General features: G+C 39.7%; 14 protein-coding genes, 1 riboswitch and 1 other annotated feature. Of the genes, 9 read left to right on the top strand and 5 right to left on the bottom strand.

The window, feature by feature from the left end; translation table 11 throughout:
• Positions 1-16 precede the first annotated feature (16 nt).
• Genes NST21_RS24570 through NST21_RS24560 form a run of 3 tightly spaced genes read left to right on the top strand, consistent with a single transcriptional unit; the run spans position 17 to position 3,916 of the window.
• Positions 17-1,225, top strand: coding sequence for a glycosyltransferase family 4 protein (locus NST21_RS24570; protein WP_340891862.1), 1,209 nt, complete (start codon positions 17-19; stop codon positions 1,223-1,225).
• 27 nt (positions 1,226-1,252) lie between these two features.
• A complete protein-coding gene (locus NST21_RS24565) occupies positions 1,253-2,569 on the top strand; it encodes a glycosyltransferase (protein ID WP_340891861.1) in 1,317 nt (438 codons plus the stop codon).
• Between the two features lie 45 nt (positions 2,570-2,614).
• A complete protein-coding gene (locus NST21_RS24560) occupies positions 2,615-3,916 on the top strand; it encodes a nucleotide sugar dehydrogenase (protein ID WP_340891859.1) in 1,302 nt (433 codons plus the stop codon).
• A gap of 537 nt (positions 3,917-4,453) precedes the next feature.
• Here NST21_RS24560 and pckA read toward each other — a convergent pair.
• Positions 4,454-6,040, bottom strand: a complete 1,587-nt coding sequence (gene pckA / locus NST21_RS24555; protein ID WP_201186987.1) for a phosphoenolpyruvate carboxykinase (ATP) — start codon at positions 6,038-6,040, stop codon at positions 4,454-4,456.
• A gap of 554 nt (positions 6,041-6,594) precedes the next feature.
• Positions 6,595-6,758: riboswitch (SAM riboswitch) on the top strand.
• Between the two features lie 162 nt (positions 6,759-6,920).
• Here pckA and metK point away from each other — a divergent pair.
• A complete protein-coding gene (metK, locus tag NST21_RS24550) occupies positions 6,921-8,114 on the top strand; it encodes a methionine adenosyltransferase (protein ID WP_340891856.1) in 1,194 nt (397 codons plus the stop codon).
• 268 nt (positions 8,115-8,382) lie between these two features.
• Here the strand turns inward: metK and NST21_RS24545 are convergent, their stop codons facing one another.
• Positions 8,383-8,901: a gamma carbonic anhydrase gene (locus NST21_RS24545; protein WP_056521272.1), complete on the bottom strand. Its 519-nt coding sequence runs from the start codon at positions 8,899-8,901 to the stop codon at positions 8,383-8,385.
• Between the two features lie 212 nt (positions 8,902-9,113).
• Here NST21_RS24545 and NST21_RS24540 point away from each other — a divergent pair, with 212 nt between their 5' ends.
• Entirely contained in the window at positions 9,114-9,917 is an 804-nt protein-coding gene (locus NST21_RS24540) for an alpha/beta hydrolase (RefSeq protein ID WP_056521178.1), read from the top strand.
• Positions 9,918-9,979: 62 nt separating this feature from the next.
• Here NST21_RS24540 and NST21_RS24535 read toward each other — a convergent pair whose 3' ends face one another.
• The 3 genes from NST21_RS24535 to NST21_RS24525 form a co-directional block, all read right to left on the bottom strand.
• On the bottom strand, positions 9,980-10,375 hold the full coding sequence (locus NST21_RS24535) for a hypothetical protein (protein ID WP_340891853.1): 396 nt from the start codon (positions 10,373-10,375) through the stop codon (positions 9,980-9,982).
• Positions 10,376-10,756: 381 nt separating this feature from the next.
• Positions 10,757-11,329, bottom strand: a complete 573-nt coding sequence (locus NST21_RS24530; RefSeq protein ID WP_057215376.1) for a tRNA (mnm(5)s(2)U34)-methyltransferase — start codon at positions 11,327-11,329, stop codon at positions 10,757-10,759.
• Positions 11,326-12,288 (bottom strand): TIGR01212 family radical SAM protein, encoded by a 963-nt coding sequence (locus NST21_RS24525; protein ID WP_252432133.1) that lies wholly within the window; start codon positions 12,286-12,288, stop codon positions 11,326-11,328. Before NST21_RS24525 ends, NST21_RS24530 begins: the two co-directional genes overlap by 4 nt.
• A 168-nt stretch (positions 12,289-12,456) precedes the next feature.
• On the opposite strand from NST21_RS24525, the gene NST21_RS24520 reads away from it, so the two are divergent.
• The 4 genes from NST21_RS24520 to NST21_RS24505 all read left to right on the top strand — a co-directional run bounded on the left by NST21_RS24520 (position 12,457) and on the right by NST21_RS24505 (position 19,722).
• A complete protein-coding gene (locus tag NST21_RS24520) occupies positions 12,457-12,960 on the top strand; it encodes an SMI1/KNR4 family protein (RefSeq protein WP_056521164.1) in 504 nt (167 codons plus the stop codon).
• 98 nt (positions 12,961-13,058) lie between these two features.
• Complete coding sequence (locus NST21_RS24515) at positions 13,059-13,322, top strand: DUF2524 family protein (protein WP_328116385.1); 264 nt, start codon at positions 13,059-13,061, stop codon at positions 13,320-13,322.
• 158 nt (positions 13,323-13,480) lie between these two features.
• Positions 13,481-13,710, top strand: a binding site (T-box leader).
• A gap of 54 nt (positions 13,711-13,764) precedes the next feature.
• Positions 13,765-16,179, top strand: a complete 2,415-nt coding sequence (gene leuS, locus NST21_RS24510; protein WP_340891849.1) for a leucine--tRNA ligase — start codon at positions 13,765-13,767, stop codon at positions 16,177-16,179.
• Positions 16,180-16,545: 366 nt separating this feature from the next.
• Positions 16,546-19,722: a S8 family peptidase gene (locus NST21_RS24505; protein WP_340891848.1), complete on the top strand. Its 3,177-nt coding sequence runs from the start codon at positions 16,546-16,548 to the stop codon at positions 19,720-19,722.
• The last annotated feature ends 842 nt before the right edge of the window (positions 19,723-20,564 follow it).

Raw genomic sequence — 20,564 nt, 5'->3', positions numbered from 1 at the left:
GAGGTGATAGGCTCATATGAAAAGTGTCCTGATGATTGTACAAAACTTTTATCCTGAAATTGGGAGTGCAGGAAACAGGATGAAAAATGTATATCTCAATTTGAAGCGAAGCGGCTATGAGGTAACAGTCATCACTTTGAAGCCGAGTTATCCTCACCAAAGTTTATATCAAGATGCCCATTTTTGGGATGAAGTCGATATTGAGGAGAAAGATATCATCAGGATTCAACCAGATAAAGTGAAGCGGTATACAAGCAATATGGGGAGACGCTTGCTTCATTATTTGGAAGCGATGTGGCTTTTCATTTACACAATCATTCGACTGGAAAAAAAATATGACTATGTGTTTGTCACGACACCACCTATTTTCCCGATATTTGCGGCATTGATTGCCAAGAAAAAGATGAAGGCAAAGCTAATAACCGATGTAAGAGACTTATGGCCCGAATCACTGCAGGGAGTAGGCGTATTCACGAATAAGTGGATCTTGAAAATGGCTTTTTTCCTTGAAAGAAAAATATATCAGCACTCTAATCAAATTATCATCAATAGTCCTGGATTTAGGGATTATATCCTTTCAAAAGGAGTCAAAAATGATGATATCCAATTCATTCCAAACTCGCTTACTGCAGACGAACTGAACTTGAAAAAAAGGCTTCCACCCATTTCGGAAAATAGGATTAAAGTCGTTTATACGGGTAATATCGGACTTGCCCAAGATATTAAAAAGTTAATAGAAGTGGCTGAAAAACTGAAAGAACATAAACAAATTGAGTTTACGATTATTGGATATGGTTATCGAATGTCCGAAGTCCAAGACGAGATTTCCTCTAAAGGGTTGACCAATATAAGGGTCATCAAAGCGATGAACAGGAGGGTGACTCTTAATGAAGTATCCTCATCCCATATTGCGTATGTAAGCTTAGTTGAGAAGGATGTCTTTGACAAGGTGCTGCCTGGAAAAATCATTGACTATATGTGCGTAGGGAAACCGATTGTCGGTGATGTCGCCGGGCGTGCCAGACAAATGATTTCAGAAGCGCAATGCGGGATGGTGGCAGATAGTAGAAAGGTTGATGAAATCAGTCAACATATTCTAACAATGGCCTCTGAGAAAGCTCTTCGCGAAGAGCTTGGTGAAAATGGCCATCGATATGCGGAACAAAATTTTCTATGGTCAAAAAATATTCAAGGGCTCATTAACGTGATGGAAGCATCTAGCTGACGGATATCTGGAAAAGTGGAGGTAAAAATGGCGAAGACGGTATGTATGTTTGTGTGGAATCATTTTACCAACGATGCACGGGTTCTAAGGGAATGCACTGCTCTTACCGAAGCAGGTTATGAAGTCGACTTAATTGCGATTCATAACTGGAAAAATGAAGAATTACCAAAAAAAGAGAAACATAAAAATGGATTTAATGTCATTCGAGTGAATAATCGCTGGGAAAGACTTAATAGAGTACTTAGTATCGTAAAAAAAACAAAAAATAAGATGTTTGAATTGACTGTTCTCACTTTATTGGTTTGGAATACCTTGTTGAACATGAACCTGATAACGGGCTGGATCAGTACTGTCGTATTAGTCGGTGTTATGGCGCTTCTTGCAATAATCGCCACAATTGTTACGAAAACAAAACTACCAATACTTTTGACAAGAAGCTATATTTTTTTTCAAATGGTTCATTACGGCCGGAAAAAGAGGTATGACTTTTACCATTCGAATGATTTGAATACGTTAATGCAGGGAGCAATCAGCAGTAAATTTCTAAGACGTAAAAAGCTCGTATATGATTCTCATGAAGTTCAAACAAGCAGAACCGGTTATAATAGCCGGATTTACGGGATACAAGAGAAGTTTCTATTAAAATTTGTCGACGAAATGATCGCCGAAAATCATACTCGTGCTAAATATAATGAAGACTTATACGGTCTGTATCCGAATGTGGTCCATAACTACCCAATCCCTACATTGCCTGAGGAAAGTACAGTCGTGGATTTACACGAGTTGCTCATGCTGCCAGAGGACGAGCCGATATTGTTATATCAAGGCGGCATTCAAACAGGCAGAGGGCTAGAGAAAGTGGTTGAGGCTGTGCCAATGATGGAAGCAGGAACGCTAGTTTTTATAGGAGATGGGAAGATCAAGCCTGAATTAATAAAAAAGGTAGAGTCAATGGGTCTCGAACATCGGGTGAAATTTATCCCGAAGGTACCGGTTGACGATTTGCTTCATTATACCAAAAACGCATATTTAGGTTTTCAGGTATTGAATAATGTCTGCTTTAATCATTATTCTGCTTCTTCCAATAAGTTATTTGAATATATGATGAGCGGAGTACCCGTCATCGCCTGTAGCTTTCCAGAAATTCAAAAGGTAGTCGAGACTGAGGAAATTGGTGTGTGTGTCGACTCCCATGATCCCCGTTCTATTGCGGACGGAGTCAATTATTTATTAAAGCATCCAGAAAAAAGAGCGGAAATGAGCAGCAACTGTCTGAATGCCCGCCTTAAATACAATTGGAAACAAGAGAAAGAAATCTTCATCCAAATCTATCAATCAGCTTAACAAAAACTAGAATACTAGAAGAAAATATGATGAGGAGTGGTTATTATGAAATTATGTACAATGGGACTAGGTTATATAGGACTTCCAACATCTTTAATGTTCGCAAAACACGGTGTAGATGTTGTTGGCGTGGATATCCATCCTGATGTTATTACTAAATTGAATAATGGAAAGCTCCATATTGAAGAACCTGGACTAGACGAAGTGTTAAATGAAGTGCTAGATGCTAAAAGATTTCGTGCTACCTTGAATCCGGAGTCTGCGGATGTCTTCATCATTGCGGTCCCAACTCCAAACAATGAAGATCAACACCAATCCTGTGATCTTACCTATGTTATGCAAGCAACTTCAAGGATCCTTCCTTTTGTTCAGAAGGGAAATGTCATCATTATCGAATCGACGATTGCACCAAGGAGCATGGATGATCATATCAAGCCATTGATTGAGATGACAGGGCTAACGATCGGGCAAGACATCTTTCTCGTACATTGTCCGGAACGTGTCTTGCCAGGGAGAATACTAGAAGAATTGGTGCATAATAACCGAATCGTCGGCGGCATCACAGAAGCCTGCTCCTACAAAGGAAGTCTTGTCTATGAAACTTTCGTTAAAGGGGAAATCATTCGTACGGATGCGAAAACGGCTGAAATGTCCAAGCTGATGGAAAATACTTTCCGTGATGTGAATATTGCTCTTGCGAATGAGTTGGCTAAAGTTTGCTTCGAATTGGATATCAATGTATTGGATGTCATATCAATGGCAAATAAGCATCCACGTGTAAATATTCATCAACCAGGACCAGGGGTAGGTGGACATTGTCTCGCGGTCGATCCTTATTTCATTGTCGCTAAAGCTCCTGAGACAGCTAGAATCATCAAATTAGCCCGCGACACGAACGTTTCGATGCCGTATTATATCGTCAATTGTGTCAGGATGTTACTTGAGGGGATCCGTAAACCAAAGGTAGCGGTTTTTGGACTTGCCTACAAAGGAAATGTAGATGATATCCGTGAAAGCCCAGCCATTGATGTTGTAAATATCCTAATGAGCATGGATCAGGTGGAAGTATCCTTGCATGACCCACATGTCCAATCTGGGAAAATGCCAGTCGTTTCTGTCGAAGACGCTGTAAAAGATGCCGACCTGATTCTTGTCTTAACCGATCATAATGAATTTAAAGAAATGGATTATGACAAACTATCGAACAAGATGGCTCATAAAATGATTTTGGATACTCGGAATTGCATTGATGCTAATAAACATAACATCCAAATTGCCAACTTAGGCAATGTATTCGAATATAAAACAGAACATTTGAAAGAAGTAAGGAAAAAAATGATTATCTAATAAACAACCGATTCTGCAAGGCCGGATATGATAGGGATCTAAAGGGTGTTGACTCAGTCAGCACCCTTTAGAGTTGTACAACATGTTAAAAAAATCATTTGAAATAATAATAGGGATCGGATAATTATTATATGTTCTGTAAATATGACTTCCTATGGGACATGGGAAGAGCAGAATTGGTTGGCCTGGCGCCACCTTCTCCCTATTTATAGGTGGCGGACCAAGAGGGAGTGGAATCATACGTATGAAAAAAGTATGATGAACTTTCTAGTTTATTATATTGGCAAACAGGATGTAGAGGATTTGGCTCAGGAGACCTTTGTCTGGGCTTTTGTGAAACAAAGGGGATAAGACACCAGCTGGAACATAGGTGACAGCCTCTTGGCTGTTTTTAATTCAAAAATACTGGCGCTTCAGGTTAATGTGGCTTTTACAGGAGTGAGATCGTGATGGTCGATTTATCGTTTAGATTAGTCAGTTTATAAAGAAAGGACCAAGCAAGTTTCGCTTGGTCCTTTTGTTTTCTATTTATTAAGATTAAGCAGTCGGTCCGCCAAGTTCTTCAATTTCACTTGGAACGTTTCCGAATTTTTTAAAGTTTGCACGGAATTGAGCAGCAAGAGCTGTTGCTGTTTGTTTATATGCAGCAGGATCTGCCCAAGTCTTGATTGGTTGAAGCACTTCGTCAGGAACACCAGGAACATGAAGTGGAATATCCAAACCGAAGATATCGTCTTTGATTGTCTCGATGTTTGCTAATTCGCCTTCAAGTGCTGCTTGTACCATCGCACGAGTGTAAGCAAGTTTCATACGGCTACCAGTTCCGTATGCACCGCCAGTCCATCCAGTGTTGACAAGGTATACTTTTGCGCTGTGCTCGTCAATTTTATCTCCAAGCATTTCAGCATAGCGTGTAGCAGGAAGAGGTAAGAATGGTGAACCGAAGCATGTTGAGAATGTAGCTTCTGGTGAAGTTACTCCTCTTTCAGTACCAGCCAATTTACTTGTGTACCCACTTAGGAAATGGAACATTGCTTGTTCTTTAGAAAGTTTGCTGATTGGAGGCAGTACGCCTGAAGCATCAGCAGTTAAGAAAATGATTGTATTTGGGTGTCCTGCGATACTTGGGTTCACGATGTTATCAATCGCTTGCATTTGGTATGCAGCACGAGTGTTTTCTGTTAATGAACTATCATCGTAGTTTGCTTCACGTGTTTCCGGATCAACAACTACGTTTTCCAATACGGCACCGAAACGGATGGCATCGAAAATTTGCGGTTCTTTTTCACGTGAAAGGTTAATTGTTTTTGCATAGCAGCCGCCTTCGATGTTGAATACACCGTTAGAAGACCAGCCGTGCTCGTCATCACCAATCAGTTTGCGATTAGTGTCTGCAGATAAAGTTGTTTTACCAGTACCAGACAGTCCGAAGAATAAAGCGACATCTCCTTCACGTCCTACGTTAGCAGAGCAATGCATTGGAAGTATTCCAGCCTCTGGAAGTAGGTAGTTCATGATTGAGAAGATCGATTTTTTCATTTCACCTGCATATTCCGTTCCACCGATTAAGATAGTACGGCGTTCAAATGACACGATGATGAATGTTTCGGATTGAGTTCCGTCCACTTCTGGATCTGCTTTGAAATTAGGTGCAGAAAGAATCGTGAATTCTGATTCGTGACCTCTTAGTTCTTCTTCATTTGGACGGATGAACAAAGTGTGAGCGAAAAGATTATGCCAAGCATATTCATTTACAACTTGGATGGGAAGACGTGATGTTTCGTCCGCGCCGGCGAAACCTTTGAAAACAAAGATCTCTTCTTTTGCTTTTAGGTAGTCAACTACTTTATTATATAGTTTATTGAATACTTCTTCAGAGATTGGTTGGTTTACGGAACCCCAATCTACTTTGTCTTTCACAGAAGCTTCGTCTACGATATATTTATCTTTAGGTGAACGGCCAGTATATTTGCCTGTTTCAGCTTTTACTGCGCCAGTTGATGTCAAAACGCCTTCGTTTCTGCTTAATACTTTTTCAACCAATTGGGGAACTGAAAGTTGAGTTTGCACATTATTTCCTGCCAATAATTGGTGTAACTCATTAGAAACATCTACAGAATTCATATATGAGGTACCTTCCTTTGTTTTAAGTTTTTATATTACAATTAGTATAACACATTCACTTAAATAGTCTATACTATTTATTTTTTTTTGTGATATTTTTTATATGGTTTCCTTAATCATTTTTTAAAATGCGTTATGAACCGAGTACGGGTTCCTGCATATACTTGAATGGAGGAATCTGAACTGGGTGGTGTAATTAGGAAGAAAGCCCATTATCAAGATTAGAATCTTGATCGAATGGGTCTCGTTTCAGGAATATAAAAAAGGTTTGATTCTTTTATTTAATAGGAAGAAATTAAGAATAGAACAACTTGCTATTACATCAAAAGGCAAAATCCTAAAAAGTTATTATGCGGTTCGAAGTCCGCTTTTTCAAGTTCTTATATCTATGGTAATTTTCTACATTTTCGTTTGTTTTCTACATCGAAAATCCAATAATGACAGAGCATTAGCACATTTTTTTTCGTGAAAGCTGTGATGGGGAAAAATGTTCTTTTTCGAAAAGCATTGACAGAATCCGACCAAATACGATAATATCTTAAATTGTACGGATTCTCTTATCCCGAGTTGGTGGAGGGACAGGCCCTTTGAAACCCAGCAACCTGCCATATTGAACTTGACTCCAAGATCAATCGCCGAAAATAAAGCGATAGTTCTTCAAGGAATAGTGGTGATGGTGCTAACCTGAGCAAGGTAAAAAACCCTTGAACGATAAGAGTGAAAGGATAGATGACAGAATTTTAAACCTTTCCTCATTTGCCAGGGAAGGTTTTTGTGTTTTTTAGTAATTCTGTGTCTATAGTTGAAGCTAATAAGGGAAAACGAGTTCCGTAAAAAATCAGGCTTTTGCCTACAACATACTAACTTCCAAGGAGGAAATATGATGTCAAAGAAACGTCTATTTACTTCTGAATCTGTTACAGAGGGCCATCCGGACAAGATTTGTGATCAGATTTCAGATTCCATTTTAGATGCTATCCTTGCTAAGGATGCAAATGCACGTGTTGCGTGTGAAACAAGTGTAACAACAGGTCTTGTACTTGTTGCTGGTGAAATTACAACGTCCGCTTATGTGGATATTCCACGTATCGTTCGTGATACGATTGCAGGAATTGGTTACACACGTGCGAAATACGGTTTCGATGCTGAAACTTGTGCCGTATTGAGTTCTATTGATGAGCAATCTGCTGATATCGCAGCTGGCGTAGACAAAGCGTTGGAAGCTCGTGAAGGAACTATGTCAGATGAAGAAATCGATGCAATCGGTGCAGGGGACCAAGGGCTTATGTTCGGTTTTGCTTGCAATGAAACAGAAGAGCTTATGCCACTTCCGATTTCATTAGCTCATAAACTTTCATTCCGCTTGTCTCAAGTTCGTAAAGAAGAAACGCTTGCTTACTTACGTCCTGATGGTAAAACACAGGTAACGGTGGAGTATGATGAAAATAATCAACCTGTAAGAGTTGACACAATTGTTATTTCAACACAACATGATCCAGAAGTAACTCTTGAGCAAATTCAAGCTGACTTAAAAGAACATGTGATTAAAGCAGTTGTACCAGCTGAATTAATCGATGCTGGGACTAAGTACTTCATTAACCCAACTGGCCGTTTTGTAATTGGCGGACCTCAAGGGGATGCTGGTCTTACTGGACGTAAAATCATTGTTGATACGTACGGCGGATACGCTCGTCACGGTGGCGGTGCATTCTCCGGTAAAGATGCTACAAAAGTTGACCGTTCTGCGGCATACGCTGCTCGTTACGTTGCGAAAAACATCGTAGCTGCTGGCCTTGCTGACAAAGCGGAAGTACAATTGGCATACGCAATTGGTGTGGCAGAGCCTGTATCAATCTCGATTGATACATTCGGAACAGGAACAGTAAGCGAAGAAGTACTAGTTGATCTAGTACGCGCTAACTTCGACCTGCGTCCAGCTGGTATCATCAAAATGCTTGATCTTCGTCGCCCAATCTACAAACAAACAGCTGCTTACGGACACTTTGGCCGTACAGATGTTGATCTTCCTTGGGAACGCACAGATAAAGCTGAGATTTTAAAAGCACAAGCGTAATCAAATAAAAGTAAAAGGTGCCTCGCAACTAGCGAGGCACCTTTTTCAATTGTGAAATGGATTAAATTTGTCGACAGAGGGAATAATTCAAGAAATCCTATTTAAACCAGCCATTTAGTTTTTTACTCGTGAATTATGTAGTTTTACTCGTGAGTTTTAGTGTTTTACTCGTGAATTATGTAGTTTTACTCGTGAGTTTTAGTGTTTACTCGTGAATTATGCAAGTTTACTCGTGAATTATGCAAGTTTACTCGTGAGTTTACATGAATTATTTAATGCGTTCTGCATGTTTATAGTATTGTCCTTTTTCAGCATATTCTCGGACGATACGTTCCATATCCTTGCGATCTTCATCGTTAATTTCGCGTACGACTTTAGCTGGACGGCCGAATGCCAATGTGTTTGGTGGTATGACTTTGCCTTGGGGAACAAGACTTCCAGCACCGATAAAAGCTCCTTCCCCGATTTCTGCTGCATCAAGTACAATCGAGCCCATGCCGATTAGAGCTCCTTTACGAACTTTACAGCTATGTAAAATAACCTGATGGCCGATGGTTACTTCGTCCTCGATAATTAATGGATTATTTGGACTTTGGTGAAGAACGCTGTTATCTTGTACACTTACTTTATTACCGATTATAGTAGGGGCTACGTCGCCACGTATAACGGTATTAAACCAGATTGACGTTTCGTCGCCGATTTTCACATCACCTGTCACGACTGCATTTTCAGCAATATAAGCGCTTTCAGAGATTTCAGGTTCTTTACCTTTAAATGGATAAATAATCATTTTTAATCATTTCCTTTCCGAAGTAGATGTTTTTATGTATTATTTTAATATACCGTATGTAAATAGACTTGGCTATTTATAATAAAAATGTAGAACTTGTTAGAGTTCCTTTTTGTCGAAAATCATGAATATGGTTATAATTTATATATATTATTTTTCAGCTATCTTTGATCGTATACAACAAGAGAAAAGTGAAAGGGGGATTTCGAATGTGGAAATGGGAGACAGAAGGAGACGCAAAAGGCGTCATTGTCATCATTCATGGGGCAATGGAGCATCACGGCCGATATAAGTGGGTAACGCAAATGTGGCTTTCAGCCGGATATCATGTTGTCATGGGCGACCTTCCTGGGCAGGGGATGACAACTCGTGCCTACCGGGGACATATCGATTCCTTTGACGAATATTTAGACGAAGTAAAAAGCTGGATAGAAGATGCCTTCGAATATTCGCTGCCAGTCTTTTTGCTTGGACACAGCATGGGTGGTTTGATTTCGATACGCTTACTTCAGGAAGAAGAGTGGGACATTGCAGGGGTGATTTTATCTTCACCATGTCTGGGCCTCGTGACGAAGCCCCGCAAGTTCTTAACAGCCATTTCGCATGGTTTGAACCTCGTGATGCCTAAGTTCAGAGTCGATTCCGGCTTAACACCTGAAATGGCTACGAGAAGTTCTGAAGTCCGTGAATCAGATAAAAATGATACATTATACATTACAAAGGTTTCGATTCGCTGGTATCGTGAGCTTGCACAGGCTATGAAGGATGCCTTTGAAGAGATTCCTGAATTTCAGGATGTGCCTCTTTTGTTGATGCAAGGCGGAGATGACCGAATCGTGAATAAAAAGGCGGTTCGTGAGTGGTTTAATTATAACTTGGCTAGTGAAAAACAATACAAAGAATGGCCAAAACTTTATCACGAAATCTTCAACGAACCAGAGCGGGATGACGTATTCCAATACGCATTGAGTTTTGTTGAAAATCGTTTAAAAATATTAGGGTATGTTGTTTGAAGGTACATACTGCTGGATAAATATAAAAAGCTGCTGAAGCGATTATCAGCAGCTTTTTTGTTTTATCCAGCGTTTGTAAGTAATTCGTTCGACTTAATGACGGGTGCCCAATAAGTAACCGGATACATAAATTGGTTCAAGTGTGTAAGTTCTTTTTTATTGGATAAGGCAACAGACAAAAGGTAAATTGATTTGAAGCTTAAGTCATTCGCGAATAGGTCTAAGAGGGTCGCCTTCATATTCATGATCTCTTCATGTCCTTGAGTGGAAATCACTAAATCGAGTTGAGGCAGGAATTTATCAAAATGATTTTCAAACTGTTTCAGGTCTTCTACCGTTGTTTGTTTCTCTGTTAATGAGTTAAGGGAGCTGACAAATTCTCCATATTCTTCACTTGTGTCTCGTTTGATTTTTTCAGTCAATATATCTGTCAGTATTGCAGTCGACAAATGTTCCATTTTTCTGCACCTACTTATCTGTTTTTAATCATTATAATAGTTATAGACTAAAAATTCAAAAAGTTCTGTTTGGTAATATTTTAAGATGATTTGTTTGCAATAAGAATAGTATCCCTTTAACAAGGGGGTGAATATATCTCAACCTATCTAAGGGGAAAGGTGTTCAAAGTAAATGTAATCTAGAGCGAATTTAGTAATGACTGCTTTTTTTGTTCATTCTTATCAGGAAGTTTGCTTTAACAAAGAGGAAAAAAATCATATTTTTTGGTAATAGTCACTGGCTTGCCCTGTAACATGTGCACTATTGCTTACTCATAACACATGGGAATGATTTTCGATGAATATGAAAAACACCGTTTTAATGAACGGTGTTAATTGTGGTTATCTCTTTTCAATTGCCACTATGAATGGCGGATTATTGGTTTGATTAATGAAGTCATATTTCAGGACATGGGCTTTTTGCTGAGGGAGATCCTGAACATAGTGTAATAATGCGTCCCGTTCCGTAGCACCTTCTGGATGACCGTGATAGATGACGAGGATGATGATACCTTCTGGAGCCATCATTTCGAACAGCTGTTCAATTGCAGATATCGTTGTATTAGCTTGGGTGACGATTGATTTGTCTCCACCAGGAAGGTAGCCCAGGTTAAAAATAGCTCCAGTAATATTCCCAAAATGTTCTTTGCTGATGTATTTGTTCATCTGCTCGTGTCCGTCATGAACGAGAGTGCAGCGTTCATGCATACTTTCAGCCTTCAGTTTGGCTGCTGTGATTTGAATGGCATCTTCTTGAATGTCAAAACTATAGACATGCCCTTTTTCACCAGTTAGTCCTGCAAGAAAGACAGTGTCAAAGCCGTTGCCCATAGTGCCGTCAACGGTAATGTCCCCGGGTTGAACTGCTTTTTCAAGCAGAAGTTTTGCGAATGGCAAAATGCGATCCAGCTTCATCGTGATGGTACCTCCATATGATAATTTTTCCCCTGCCAGCTGTTGCGGCGTTTCAATTCGGCATCAATGGCATTCAATACATCCCATTTATTGACGCTCCACATCGGGCCAATCATCAAATCAATCGGACCGTCTCCAGTTATGCGGTGAACGATCATTTCAGGAGGGATTATTTCCAACTGATCACAAACAAGATTGACATAATCGTCACGGTCAAGAAATTCAAGCAGGCCCTTTTCATATTGCTTGACCATGGGCGTCCCTTTTAATAGATGAAGTAAGTGAATCTTAATGCCCTGCACATCTAGTTTCGCGACTTCACGAGCTGTTTCCATCATCATTTCGTAGTCTTCTTGAGGAAGGCCATTAATGATGTGGGAGCAAACTCGAATGCCATGTTTGCGCAGTTTATCAACGCCTTCTTTGTAGCAATCAAAATCATGAGCACGGTTGATCATCGTGGCGGTTTTTTCATGAACGGTCTGCAGGCCAAGCTCCACCCAGAGGTAAGTGCGCTCGTTCAGTTCCGCTAAATATTCGACTACATCATCTGGCAGACAGTCCGGCCGTGTCGCAATGGAGAGGCCGACGACACCCTCTTGAGTCAGTACGCTTTCGTATTTTTCACGAAGCTCTGCCACGGGTGCATGCGTATTCGTGAACGCTTGGAAATAGGCCATATACTTTCCGTCTTTCCATTTATGATGCATTCGTTCACTGACTTTCTTAAACTGGACATCGAGCGGTTCAACGCGGTTACCTGCAAAGTCTCCCGATCCAGAGACACTGCAGAAGCTACAGCCTCCATGTGCGACGGTGCCATCACGGTTCGGACAGTCAAAACCGCCGTCTAGAGCAACCTTAAAAACTTTATGTCCAAAGTGATTGCGTAAGTGATAATTCCAAGTATGATATCGTTTGTTATCCGATGCATATATAAACGGGTTTGCTTGATTCAAGTCAGCAACCTCCTAAGAATAATAAAGCGCAACATATATTATACAACATTCTGGCAGCTAGGTCTTTTTTCTGAAAATAAGCGTATAATGAATACTTGAAGGTTAAACATTGGCTACTAATGCCAGTATATCTAGTGAATGATAAATCCAATCGGGAGCTGATGGGACATGACTGGTCAAGTTGAAGAAGCAATTAATCAAATGAAAAAGAAATTAGCCGAAAATAATCAGGTGATCGAAGTAAATGAAGATGGGTTTATATATAAAGCCACTTGTACCTTCAATTCACCTGCCTCGGACGAACAAATTCATTCCTTTGAACAGAAAACTGGATTGCTGCTGCCCGATGATTATAAAGAATTTTTGAAAATAACGAATGGATGCCGTCTGTTCGATAACCTTGAATCCGGGGGAGAAAATGATTTATACAGCCTGGATGATATTATTAATTACACATATGAAGACTCCTACGAAGGATGTTATAAGGTTGCCTGCATCTATCAAGATAATATCGTGATTGATGGGGAAGCCGTTGCGAAAGGCGATAAGAATTATTTAATGGTAAAAGGACATATCGACGATTTTGAAGAAGGCGAGAAACTCCATATGGGCTTTGCCGAATGGATTGATCAGTTTATTTCCCATCAAGGAGAGAAATTTTGGGATAAATAATGATTCCTCAAAAAAACTGATAATCCACTCGTTATTTGCTCAAACTAATCGAGATGATTCCGAATCATCCAAATGAGACGCGAAGGAGAGGGTTTTAAATGGCAACCAGACAATCCGTTGATCATTTTTTAGAGCAATGTGAAGGAGCTCTCCGATTTGCAGAGTTTGAATTTAACGAGGCCTCACGGCAGGAGCATTATGAAGATGAAGAGTTTCAGAATTCGCAAAGGTATATCGAAGAGGCATTGACGGACATGGAAAGATTATATGCAAGCTCAAATGCCCAACAACGAGATATGCTTGCTCGGATGCAACAGCAGTTGAATCAATTGAAAAATGAGATGATTTTACTGCGTCATTAAAGTAAGAATGGGGGCTATGGATGCATAGCCCCCTATTTATTTTCGAACGATTTTTCTCAAATATGCATATATAATGAGAAACCTGTTGATAATGTTGGTGAACGGCTATTGCAATTATCGGTAAAATTGACTAGAATGTAATATAATCAAATATTCTCATAAAGACTATGATGAGGAGCAGTAGCGATTAGAACCAGTATAGAGAGTTGACGGATGGTGCAAGTCAACCTGGAATGATTGTGAACTCGCCTTGGAGTTACAGGTGTGAAGGTAATAGTAATGCCTGGCGTTTAATCCATGTTACGGATGTTTGAGCTGGGCGGTTTTTTAAGTATCGCCAATGTGGGTGGTACCGCGGGAAGATATACATAATCCTCTCGTCCCTATTTGGGATGAGGGGTTTTTTTATTGTTTTTTTATACGGAAATTAGGAGGAAATCAAATGAGTTTTGACCATAGAAGTATAGAAACGAAATGGCAACAGTATTGGGAAGGCAATAAGACATTTAAAACAGGGGAAGAGAGCGGAAAACGTAAATTCTACGCGCTTGATATGTTCCCATATCCATCAGGAGCGGGTCTTCATGTTGGGCATCCTGAAGGTTATACGGCAAGCGATATTTTAGCAAGAATGAAACGGGCGCAGGGATATAATGTGTTACATCCAATCGGTTGGGATGCTTTTGGACTTCCGGCAGAGCAGTATGCGATTGATACGGGGAATGACCCAGCGGAATTTACGGAACACAACATCAACACATTCCGCCGTCAAATCAAGGCGCTTGGTTTCTCTTATGACTGGGACCGCGAAATCAACACGACCGACCCTGAATATTATAAATGGACGCAATGGATCTTCTTGAAATTATATGAAAAGGGTCTTGCTTATATTGATGAAGTAGCTGTGAACTGGTGTCCGGCACTTGGCACGGTTTTGGCTAACGAAGAAGTCATCGATGGAAAAAGTGAGCGTGGAGGCCATCCGGTTGAGCGCCGTCCGATGAAGCAGTGGATGCTTCGAATCACAGCTTATGCAGACCGTTTAATCGACGATTTGAATGATGTGGATTGGCCGGAGAACATTAAGGATATGCAACGTAACTGGATTGGCCGTTCTGAGGGAGCGGAAGTGACGTTCAATATCGATGGCCACGATGAAACATTCACGGTGTTTACGACTCGTCCGGATACTTTATTCGGTGCAACGTATGCTGTATTGGCTCCAGAGCATTCATTTGTTGATAAAATTACGACTACTGAACAAAGATCTGCAGTTGACGCTTATTTAGATGAAGTGAAACATAAAAGCGACTTGGAAAGAACAGACTTGGCAAAAGATAAATCAGGTGTGTTCACAGGGGCTTATGCAATAAATCCAGTCAATGGCGAGAAAATGCCGATCTGGATTGCTGATTACGTGTTAATCAGCTACGGAACGGGTGCTATCATGGCCGTACCTGCGCATGATGAACGTGATTATGAATTTGCTGTTAAATTCGAATTGCCAATTAAGGAAGTTGTAGCTGGTGGAGATGTGACAAAAGAAGCATACACAGGCGACGGTCTTCATGTGAATTCTGAATTCCTAGATGGATTGAATAAAGAAGAAGGCATTTCAACCATGATCAAATGGCTGGAAGAAAAAGAAATCGGCACGAAAAAAATCACGTACCGTCTTCGCGACTGGTTATTCAGCCGCCAACGTTACTGGGGTGAACCGATTCCAATCATCCATTGGGAAGATGGCACGATGTCCGCGGTGAAAGAAGAAGAACTACCATTGATTTTACCGAAAGCAACTGACATCAAGCCTTCAGGCACTGGTGAATCACCGCTTGCGAACATTGCGGAATGGGTGAATGTAACGGATGAAAACGGACGTAAAGGCCGCCGTGAGACGAATACAATGCCACAATGGGCAGGTAGCAGCTGGTACTTCCTTCGTTATATTGATCCGGACAACACTGAAGCACTTGCAGATCCGGAAAAATTAAAAGAATGGATGCCAGTCGACATTTATATTGGCGGTGCTGAGCATGCAGTTCTTCACTTATTGTACGCTCGCTTCTGGCATAAATTCTTGTACGATATCGGTATCGTACCAACGAGTGAACCTTTCCAAAACCTATTCAACCAAGGAATGATCCTTGGAGAGAATAATGAAAAAATGAGTAAATCAAAGGGCAATGTCGTAAACCCAGATGACATCGTTGAAAGCCATGGTGCCGATACACTTCGTATGTACGAAATGTTCATGGGACCATTGGACGCTTCCATTGCTTGGTCGACAAACGGATTGGACGGTTCGCGCCGATTCCTTGATCGTATCTGGCGTTTACTAATTAGCGAAGACGGCACGATTACAGATAAAATGGCTGATACTGATGACAGCGGAAAGCTTGAAAAAGTGTATCATCAAACGGTAAAAAAAGTGACCGAGAACTATGAAGAATTGAAATTCAATACGGCGATTTCACAGCTGATGGTATTTATCAATGATGCCTACAAAGCAGATTCGCTTCCTAAAGTATATATCGAAGGCTTCGTGAAATTGCTTGCACCAGTTGCACCGCATATCGCCGAAGAACTTTGGTCTAAACTTGGCCATTCTGAAAGCATCACATACGGAACATGGCCAGCGTTTGACGAAGCTAAGCTAGTCGACAACGAAGTTGAAATCGTCATCCAAATCAACGGAAAAGTCAAAGCCAAATTAATGGTTCCTACTGACACAACGAAAGAAAAACTAGAAGAAATTGCGATGGGCGACGACTCCATCAAAGAACAAATTGATGGCAAAACCATCCGTAAAGTCATTGCTGTACCAGGAAAACTAGTCAACATTGTCGCAAACTAAATAGTTGAGAGCTGGCCCGCATGTCTTGTGCAGGGTCAGCTTTTTTCATGAGCAGAAATAAGACTGAAATTCGATATATTTTGTGATTTCTATGATAAAAGTCGATTTCCGGTTTAAATATCAGATTTTGAAATCATCAACTAGTTATTGGGTGCCTAAGTGAATTTCATTTAATATTTTTGAGAAAAATACTGTTTTTGGATATTTAGAGGTTGCTAATTGGTACATGTGAACCATTTTTCAGCAAATTGTTCAGTAATATCAAGCATTTTTTATGAAAAAGGGAAAAAATTGGTTGATAATATTTTACAGTATGATAGTTTGGTATAGTGATGTAATTTTTTACTATTTATTGGAGGCGAAACCGTGAAATTTAAGAGTGTAAGTCGATTTACAGCGTTTGTACTTATTTTTGCACTGATTTTCAGCTTGATGGTTCCACAAAAATCTCAGGCTGCACCAAATCCTGTATCACCCATTGAGAACGTAAAACCAATTAAAAATGGAGATACTATAGTCGGGAAGTTTGAAAAACCGGATGTTCAATGGTACCAAATTAAACCGACAGAAGAAGAAATACAAAAATTCTCCCATATTGAGTTCGAAGTCAATTCGGAGCAAATCTTGAATATTTCCGTTTATCAAGATAAAGAAAAAGCAGAACAAGATGAGAGTAATTACATGGCCTCTGCTTATCCTGATGAAAAGGCTGTTGTGGATTTCCCATATGCTTGGGAAGGCACGTATTATGTTAAAGTTGAATATTTTGGTGAAATGGATGAAGAGGGAAATCCTATACCAGAAGCTAAAAATGAAGCTGAATACTCTATCAATGCTCATTCTGTAACGCTGCCGCCATCCGCTGGGGACGAAGAGATGGATCTCGAATCATGCCCAGTTGAGGTAAGCGTAACCGATAAGAAAACGGGAGAATCTATGTTGAAAACACTTCGCGTGTTTAGAGACGAAGTTCTCACAAAGTCATCTGAGGGACGTAGCCTTTCATCTTTATACTATAAAGCCTCTCCATTCCTAGCTCTTCATTTGGCTAGTAATAAAACGTCTAGAGAAGCTGTCTATAATCATTTAGTCGTCCTTAAGCCTCTAATTGAGGATCTTAATGAAAATGGAGTAAGCAGTACGGCAGTCATTAGCAACAAACAGCAAGAAGCGATTAAAGCATTATTTAATAAGACAGCAGACGTCGCTCCAGCTGGATTGAAAAAAGAAATGAACAGCATTGCAAAGAAAATCAACCTTGATAAGCTTGCAGGTGAGAGAATCGTCGATATCGCAAGCAAAGCAGGAATTGAACTTCCAACTTCGAAGAATACAAAGAACAAATATATTGTCAAACTTAAACCTGGGAAGTCTTTAAGTTCAGTCCAATCCAAGGTACAAGGAAAAGGATATGGAACATTATCGACACCTAAGAAACAAGAGGTTCTGTATGATGATATGTACGTTGTTGAGTTAAAGAATCAAGCTAAAATGAGCACAGCAGCTCTATCGAATATTGAGAAACTTCCAGAAGTGGAATATATCGAAGCGGTTAAAACGTACAAAGCACTTTCAGCCGATATTCAGTCACCGTATCAATGGTCTTTAAATAACCCCGGTGGAGAAGAGGGCTTTAAGGGAGCAGACATCGATAACGAAAAACTGCAAAACCTTATTAAGAAACGTAATTTAAAGGATACATTAGTAGCGGTTGTCGACACAGGTGTTGATGATTCCCTGGCGGATTTGAAAGATACAGTTCGCATGGATTTAGGTAAGAACTTCATTGATAAAAAAGGAAATGCCGTTGATGACAATGGTCATGGTACCCATGTTTCTGGGATTATCGCGGCCAAAGCTGATAATGGGTATTCCATGCAAGGAATTAATCCAGTAGCTAAAATCATGCCTGTAAAGGTTCTCGATTCTTCAGGATATGGAGACATGGAGAAAATTGCATTAGGCATTAAATATGCTGTGGACCATGGCGCCAAGGTGATAAATCTTAGCTTAGGTGGAGAATACAGCAGAACAATTGAACATGCTTTGAAAGATGCTGCTGCCAAAAATGTAATGGTTGTCGTAGCAAGCGGTAATGATGGGGTGGAAGATCTTTCTTATCCTGCATCTTCTAAATATGTCATTTCCGTCGGTGCAACCAATGCCCTTGATTTAGTATCGGATTATTCTAATTATGGCGCGAAATTAGACATGGTTGCTCCAGGGACAGGCATTCCAAGCCTTGTACCGAATGGGAATGTTACCTACATGGATGGTACATCAATGGCAGCTCCTCATGTTGCGGCAACTACTGCCTTGTTATTATCCGGGAATCCTGGTTTGAAATTAAATGATGTAAGAGAAATTCTTCACGAGACATCCGAATATGTTGCCTTTGAAGAAGAAGATAATGTAGATCCGTATGAGGACTACGAACCTGAGGAAGGAGAAATCCAATACCCAGTAGAAGAATTACCTATTGGAAAAGATATCGTATCGGGATTTGGAAGACTGAATGCTTATAGTGCACTTAGTACAGTGGATTTACAAGCTAAAGTTAATCCATTAATTGATACGCAAACAAAAATTGCAGGATCAGCAAAAAAAGGTTCGACAATCGAAGTGAAAAATGGAAAGCAAACGCTTGGTAAAACGACAGCTGCAGCCAATGGAACGTTCAGTATTAAGATTCCAGTCCAAAAAGCAAGTCAACTTCTTACTGTGAATATATCTGATTCTTCCAAACTAGCAGTCTCTTCAATCAAAGTGTTTGTGAAGAAGGGTGAAACACCTAATAAGCCAACTGTTAAGGCTGTCAGTGACAAAGATACGTATGTAACTGGTCAATCGCAAGCCGACATGAAAATCACAATCAAAAATAATGCAAAAAAAGTAATTGGTTCAGGCAACACGGATAGCAAGGGGAATTTTAAAGTAAAAATCAGCAAACAAAAAGCGGGGACTAAGCTTTCAATCACAGCTACAGACTTGGCAAAACGTGAAAGTAAAGCAGCAACCGTGACTGTAATTGATAAAACAGCTCCAAGTGCACCGAAAGTGAACGAAGTAAACGACAAATCCACCAACGTAACTGGTAAAGCGGAAATCGGTTCGACTGTTACGGTGAAGTACCAAAATAAAAATATCGGCACAGCTAACGCTGATAAAAATGGAAAATTCTCTATTAAAATTAGCAAGAAAAAGGCAAGTTCTGTATTATACGTCTCAGCTAAAGATAAAGCTGGCAATACAGGGAAAGCAGCAAAAGTAACTGTTAAAGATAAAACAGCTCCAAGTGCACCGAAAGTGAATGAAGTAAACGATAAATCCACTAACGTAACTGGTAAAGCGGAAATCGGTTCAACTGTTACGGTGAAGTATCAAGATAAAAATATCGGCACAGCTAAAGCTGATAAAAATGGAAAATTCTCTGTTAAAATCAGCAAGAAAAAAGCAGGTTCTGTATTATATGTCTCAGCAAAAGATAAAGCTGGCAATACAAGTAAAGCAGCAAAAGTAACGGTTAAGAAGCATAAAAAATAAAAAGTAAAGCCGTTTAACATTTATGTTAAACGGCTGTTTTTTGTTTGGGTTGCGTTACTGTTTATACCCTTCTATTACAAATGATATAAAGACAAAAATATCAATGTCATACTAGTTAATTCCATTTGAAATACAAAAAACTATTGAGAAAGCAAAAATTTAGACATATTGTTTTTTGATATTCTCTTTCACTACATTTAGTTTTCTGCATCAAGCGCATACCAAGTGGGTTATTGACATGACCTTTGAAATAACCCATGTGTCAAAAATTCGGGATATAGTTCAGGGCGTTTTTTTTGTGCCTTTTATCAAAAGGCATTAGGAATCAAACTGATTAAAGCAAGATTCATTATTTTATATGATATCTAGGACGGGATTTACGGGGGTCATTATATCCGCCGTTTATTTGATGTCCGAGAGAGCTTACAATGACTACTGCTGCAAAGAAAAGGATGAGCTTCTTCAATTTAAAAATCTTCTTTCTATTTTTTTATTTTAAAAGATTACACTTAGATATCTTTTACTTCAATAGACTTTTTAAAGATGTTGAAAATTTGTCACAAACCTATCTTAGATGAATCCTCAACTTACTCAGCATCTGGTGAAATAAGTGAATCAGTAGGACATGCTAAACTTTCAGGTTCAAACCCAATTGGTCTAAAACCCCGTGCTGTAGCTTCTACTTCAGCAAAGAGTCACCAAATAAACCAGGACTATATGAATTTACAAGTTTTATAATACCTGACCCAACTAAGAATAAAAATGAAAATAATTTTTTCATGGCTGAAACTGCCTATAGATTTACGATAGAAGTTGAAGAATAACAATTATTAGATATTAAA

The organism is Peribacillus sp. FSL K6-1552 (genome assembly GCF_038005205.1).
Lineage (GTDB): Bacteria > Bacillota > Bacilli > Bacillales > DSM-1321 > Peribacillus > Peribacillus butanolivorans.
The sequence above is the reverse complement of the archived record's forward strand: the minus strand, read 5'-3'. Positions and strand labels throughout refer to the sequence as shown.

Bases quoted from the DNA above. Each gene is read 5' to 3' on its own strand.
- NST21_RS24570 (WP_340891862.1), top strand. From the start codon at position 17: ATGAAAAGTGTCCTGATGATTGTACAAAACTTTTATCCTGAAATTGGG.
- NST21_RS24565 (WP_340891861.1), top strand. From the start codon at position 1,253: ATGGCGAAGACGGTATGTATGTTTGTGTGGAATCATTTTACCAACGAT.
- NST21_RS24560 (WP_340891859.1), top strand. From the start codon at position 2,615: ATGAAATTATGTACAATGGGACTAGGTTATATAGGACTTCCAACATCT.
- pckA (WP_201186987.1), bottom strand. From the start codon at position 6,040: ATGAATTCTGTAGATGTTTCTAATGAGTTACACCAATTATTGGCAGGA.
- metK (WP_340891856.1), top strand. From the start codon at position 6,921: ATGATGTCAAAGAAACGTCTATTTACTTCTGAATCTGTTACAGAGGGC.
- NST21_RS24540 (WP_056521178.1), top strand. From the start codon at position 9,114: ATGTGGAAATGGGAGACAGAAGGAGACGCAAAAGGCGTCATTGTCATC.
- NST21_RS24535 (WP_340891853.1), bottom strand. From the start codon at position 10,375: ATGGAACATTTGTCGACTGCAATACTGACAGATATATTGACTGAAAAA.
- NST21_RS24530 (WP_057215376.1), bottom strand. From the start codon at position 11,329: ATGAAGCTGGATCGCATTTTGCCATTCGCAAAACTTCTGCTTGAAAAA.
- NST21_RS24520 (WP_056521164.1), top strand. From the start codon at position 12,457: ATGACTGGTCAAGTTGAAGAAGCAATTAATCAAATGAAAAAGAAATTA.
- NST21_RS24515 (WP_328116385.1), top strand. From the start codon at position 13,059: ATGGCAACCAGACAATCCGTTGATCATTTTTTAGAGCAATGTGAAGGA.
- leuS (WP_340891849.1), top strand. From the start codon at position 13,765: ATGAGTTTTGACCATAGAAGTATAGAAACGAAATGGCAACAGTATTGG.